We start from the raw sequence: 5037 nt of genomic DNA, 5'->3' as shown, positions 1-5037 counted from the left end.
GATCGAAACCGCCCATATGATCCGCAAGGGCCAATTAGATCAATCAGGCATCTCCGCTTTCAAGCAGTTCGCTGACCTAGCAGCATAAGTGTGTCCAGCGAAGACCGTTCTTCGGTCAGGTGAAAACTTTGCGACAGAACCCTTTGCCTGCCATGTGTGGCAGAATTTCAGAAAAAGGCGTCTGCATTGTTGGTTTCAAATGCCCCCGCCTCGAGCCACCACGCCACAAAGCAGTCTTTCACAAAATGAATGTCCCAGCCTTGCGCAATCTGTTTTGCAGCCTGATCTGGCTTGGCGCGATCTATCGGCATGGTCTGGAGATTGGGTATTGCCGTATTGGTGTCACCGCCAAAACCCTTAACACAGGGTTGTTTTCGAAGCGTGACAAGTCAACCTTAGGTGATATGCTCGGAGAATTCGAAATTTATTCAGCTGATCTATTTGTTTAATCAGCATTAAAAAAACTTGGGGAGTCAGGGGTAGTGTTTAAAATAGAAACCCCAAGCAAAGCATATAAGATCGGTATGGTACTTATCGTTGTTCTCGTAACGCTTCAGTTTGGTGGGACCCGCTTTGTAACGCAACGACAGGCAATTTCCACCGTTGAGATCAATTTGTCCGGTCGGCAACGGATGTTGTCACAACGCATTGGATGGATGATGCATCGCGTAGCGTCTGCGAGGGAAACATCCAGCTCGGGCACGCTTGCAGACCTGCGTGCCGTCTTGGCGCATTGTGTGAATTTGATGGAAAAGTCTCATCGCGCTTTGCAAGCCAGAGATAGGGCAAAAATGCAAACTGTGCTTGAGGCGGGACATCCATGTTTCGAAATCAAATCAGGCGCTTCAACTATCCTTCCAAAAGAGCGCATCGCCTTGAAGGAAAGTAGCATCCTGGCTACCTTCACGCAGAGCGCCTGGATGGTCGCAGAGGGGGAAGCGAACGCCGATGCAGCTTTACAGTTTGCAAGTGGATTTGAAGCACCTTTGGAGGAGTTGCTTTTTCAATTGAACCAAGCGACCTACGACGCTCAGGAAGCTTCGACGGCTCAAATTCAAAAGCTTTTGTGGTTTAACTGGTTTTTGATTTTGGCACTCGTCCTGGGTGAGGTCGTTCTCATCTTCCGGCCCATGGTCAAAGCGGTTGAGGGATACATCCAACGTCTACAAGACACCAATATGCGACTTTCCCAAAGCGAGGCGCGGCTGCAAGGTTTTGCCGCCATAGGGGCACACCAGTTCTGGGAAACTGACGAAAATCATCGATTTACTTACGTGGCTTCAGCCAATCCGGATACGCGGCTTTTAGGTTCATCAGACCAGATTGGAAAAACGCTTTGGGACATAGAGGGCGTTACACAAAACAATGGTATCGATTGGAACAGCTATAAATCTGCACTGAATACACCGCGGGCAGTTAAGGGTTTCGAGTATTCAATTCAGACGAAACAGGCACGTAAACAGTGGTGGCGGGTTTATGGTCAACCTGTCTTTTCTACCAATGGTACGTTTACGGGCTTCCGCGGCACGTCTTTGGAGATCACGAAGCAACGCGAGGCAGAGGACAAGTTACGCCTGTCAGAACGCATGACAACAGTCGGGCAACTTACCGCTGGTATTGCGCATGATTTCAACAACATATTGGCGGTCATCCAAGGTAACGCGGAACTACTTTCAATTGAGCAAGACGGCCCGGCCCGATCGAAAAACGCCCGCGAAATTGTGGCGGCGGTGGGTCGCGGAGCATCGTTGACGTCCCGGCTGTTGTCTTTTGGGCGCGTCCAACGCCTGACACCTAGGCAAATTGACACCACCATATTCTTGAATGACTTAGAGCCGCTTCTCAACCGGACACTAGGCGAGGATTTCGATGTCGTCGTCTTGCCACCTGTGCGGCCTGTTAACGTTCTGGCCGACCTTCATCAACTGGAAGATGCCTGCTTAAATCTTGCCATAAATGCCCGCGACGCTGCCGACACCGGTGGCCGCCTGTGGATCGAGGTGACAGCGGTGAAAACTCCAGACCGACTGCCGAATTTGATGGGTAGAAATCTAAATAATGAACTTTTGAAATTCTCGTTCCGCGACAATGGCTGCGGTATTCAAGAAGACATCCAGGAGCGCATATTCGAGCCATTTTTCACGACCAAACCAGTCGGGGAAGGCTCTGGCCTCGGCCTCAGTATGGTTTATGGTTTCGCTCATCAATCCGGTGGATTTGTTGAAGTAGACAGCGTTCCAGGCGAGGGAACCACTTTCGATCTTTATCTGCCCAGAGCACCGGACAGCGCAGTTGTTAGTTCTGCAAAAGATCCTCAGAAATCGTTGCAGACCACAAAACGCATGCTTGCTCTTCTCGTAGAGGACAATGATGCACTGCGTAGCGTCGCCCGCAAACAACTAGAGTACCTAGGGTTTTCAGTGGATGAAGCGGGGGAGGGTGGAACAGCTGTCGAAAAACTCAAACACAAAGGGCCGTTCGATTTGCTTCTTTTGGATATCGTACTGCCGGGAGGTATTGATGGGGTTGCAGTTGCAAAATTTGCGGCACAAGCAAACCCAAAGGCAAAGATACTCTTTTGTACAGGCTTCGCAGGCCATTATTCGGATTCAAGCAAGTACTCCGAGTTGCCTGGGCCGGTTTTGAGCAAGCCGTTCGGTATCGATCAACTTAGAAAACAGATCGAGCGTTTGTTGTCCAAGAACAAAAATGGGAATGGTGCAGATGTTATTGCGCACTAAACTTCGGGTGCGATAGAAACGGGTGCTGTAGAACGCAGAGATGATTTGAGCGCTCGTGAGCGCGGGGTTTCCTCGTTAGAAACCTTTTCAAAAAGTCTTGGGAACAAGGGTTCGCGGCTCACTTAGATTTGGTCGCGCCGTCCGGATACCGCTCCAGATTTGTTCATTGTCACGAAATCCTCAAATGGAGTTTGTGGTCAATGCCCTGGAATACGTCGAGACCAAAAAGCAGATGGGACGATTTCTTTGAGTTGCATTGGTGGCAATTATCCAGAGCGCTTTGCGGTGCTGTGTCTTTGAGCTAAAGAACTGATTCGTTTACCGGACCGATCCGATATTAAATTTTTGGCCGGCTATTATGACACCAGATGTCGCAAGTGTCTCCATGCCTTGAACAGGATACCACGGAGCGAAACTTGGTCATGCAAATAGAAGCTTGAATTGGTCGGAGATTTAGAAAGCGCTTTTCAGATCAAACTGCTCTTTGCAGCTTGATTTGGCATGCCAAGCGCCTCGCTACATGCATCTGTCGGACTGATGACATAAAAAGCGCCGCTGTAGTTGAAGCTGAATTTACAACGGTGATAGCATTGCACAAAGTAGATTTGGAAATAGCCATCGGCGGTGTCCGTCATTGTGCTGGCAGGATTCCGGTTTTTGTATTGAGTTGCGGGCACAAACAAAGCGGGAGGGCAGTTCTTGCACCTGATTTTTGACGCAATTGGTGATTTGCTAAAAGTCCTGTTGAGCGCAGTATTGCTTTTCTGGACCTTCCCAGCATTGGCGTTTGAAGAAAAGCCGCTGAAAGAAAGCGCGGGACCGAACCGAACCATTTCCTGCGTGCTGCGAAGCACAGCGGATGACGATGCGGCTTCCGTGCGTGCGAACGCTCTCATCGCACACCACTGCGACACGCTTGTGTCTGAGAACGGCATGAAACTGCATCATCTGATAGAGCAGCCAAAGAGCCGCACCGAAACAGCTGACGACAAATCGGTTTGCGACGGCCATTCGCTGCCACCTTTCAATCTGACTGAGGCGGGCAAAGCATGGGACTTTGCCTATAGGCAAGAGCCTGACATGCTGGTGCATTATCACGCCGTAATATGGCCGGGCAAAGGCGACGATGCTGATTGTATTTTGTCCGATCCAAAATTGTTGGATGAATACTTGATTTGGGTTGCCAAGCGGGTCGATCAAAAGCGACAACACATCGCATCTATCGATCTTTTCAATGAGATATTCGTGAAATTTTCTCCTTTGACTGAAAACGGCAACAAGGATCCATGGCTTGCGCTTTCGACCGACCGCGAAGATTATTCGCACCCGGATATCTTCGGGCAGCTCTTCCACCCATCCATTCCTGGCACCACACCAGAAGGCCAGATACAATGGTTGGTTGAGGTTGTGGACGCCTTACGCGCCAAACTCGACTGTGCTGAGCGAGCATGCCCGCCGTTGTTGCTGAACGAGGATCTTTTGTCTGCTCCCTACAAACGCAGCGCCCGAAAACGGCAGGCCATTCTTGGCCTTCTGCACGTGTTAGAGGATGCGGGTGCCAAGCTCGACGGTGTCGGTCTCCAGGCACATCTCTTTGCCAAGGACGGTATCGATGCCGACGGCCTTTCAAAATTCGCAACTGATTTGGGGGAAAGCTACGAGCTACATGTTTCAGAACTCGACATGTCCTCTATCAGCTATCTTGCAGATAGCGCGGGCGAATTGGAGAAGGTGCACGCGAAACATGTTGGAGATTTTCTGGAAGCTCTTCTGCCTCACGCAAATGTCGTCCGTCTCGGTTTTTGGGGATTGTCAGATGGACAGCATGTTTCCCGATCAGAATTCAGCCCACCCGGTATCAAAGATCCTACTTCGACAGCAACACTGTACAACGACGAGTTGGAAACAAAGTATGTCTTTGAGTTTGTTGAGCAAAAGCTCGTGGCACATCGACTGAATCCGCCAAAGGTCCAAAGATAGCTGGATACTGTGAGCTTCTTCTTTTGGACCTTAGCGGGACAGGTTGTTGTGATGGCGTGACCACGCTTCCGAGTCAAGATCGCAGACTCTATATGCCTTCTTTAGACCCATCTGTGGTGCAACAATCTTCAGGTACACCGTTCTACTATTTCGCGCACAATTTTTACCATAACTATGATTATAAACATTATCTGCACTCTAAGGGCACATTCTAAACTGGGTTGCGACAAATCCCCTATCTTGCTGGAAAGCAAGGAGAATGGCAGATGGCCCACACGGAGTTAGGATTGCGTGAAAGACGCACGATCGAAGATAT

The 5037-nt window shown here is 49.8% G+C and carries 2 protein-coding genes and 1 pseudogene; all 3 read left to right on the top strand.

The genetic code is table 11. From position 1 onward, the window contains the following. A pseudogene (locus AB8B75_RS20690) lies at positions 1–88 on the top strand (IS6 family transposase); the annotation flags it as partial. A 436-nt stretch (positions 89–524) separates the two neighbouring features. After that, on the top strand, positions 525–2741 hold the full coding sequence (locus AB8B75_RS20685) for an ATP-binding protein (protein ID WP_405364890.1): 2217 nt from the start codon (positions 525–527) through the stop codon (positions 2739–2741). Positions 2742–3440: 699 nt separating this feature from the next. Continuing rightward, complete coding sequence (locus AB8B75_RS20680; RefSeq protein ID WP_405364889.1) at positions 3441–4721, top strand: endo-1,4-beta-xylanase; 1281 nt, start codon at positions 3441–3443, stop codon at positions 4719–4721. The last annotated feature ends 316 nt before the right edge of the window (positions 4722–5037 follow it).

Origin of the sequence: Roseobacter sp., assembly GCF_045106495.1 — a bacterium.
GTDB lineage: Bacteria > Pseudomonadota > Alphaproteobacteria > Rhodobacterales > Rhodobacteraceae > Roseobacter.
Note: the sequence above shows the minus strand (reverse complement) of the source record. Positions and strands in the feature narration are given on the sequence as shown.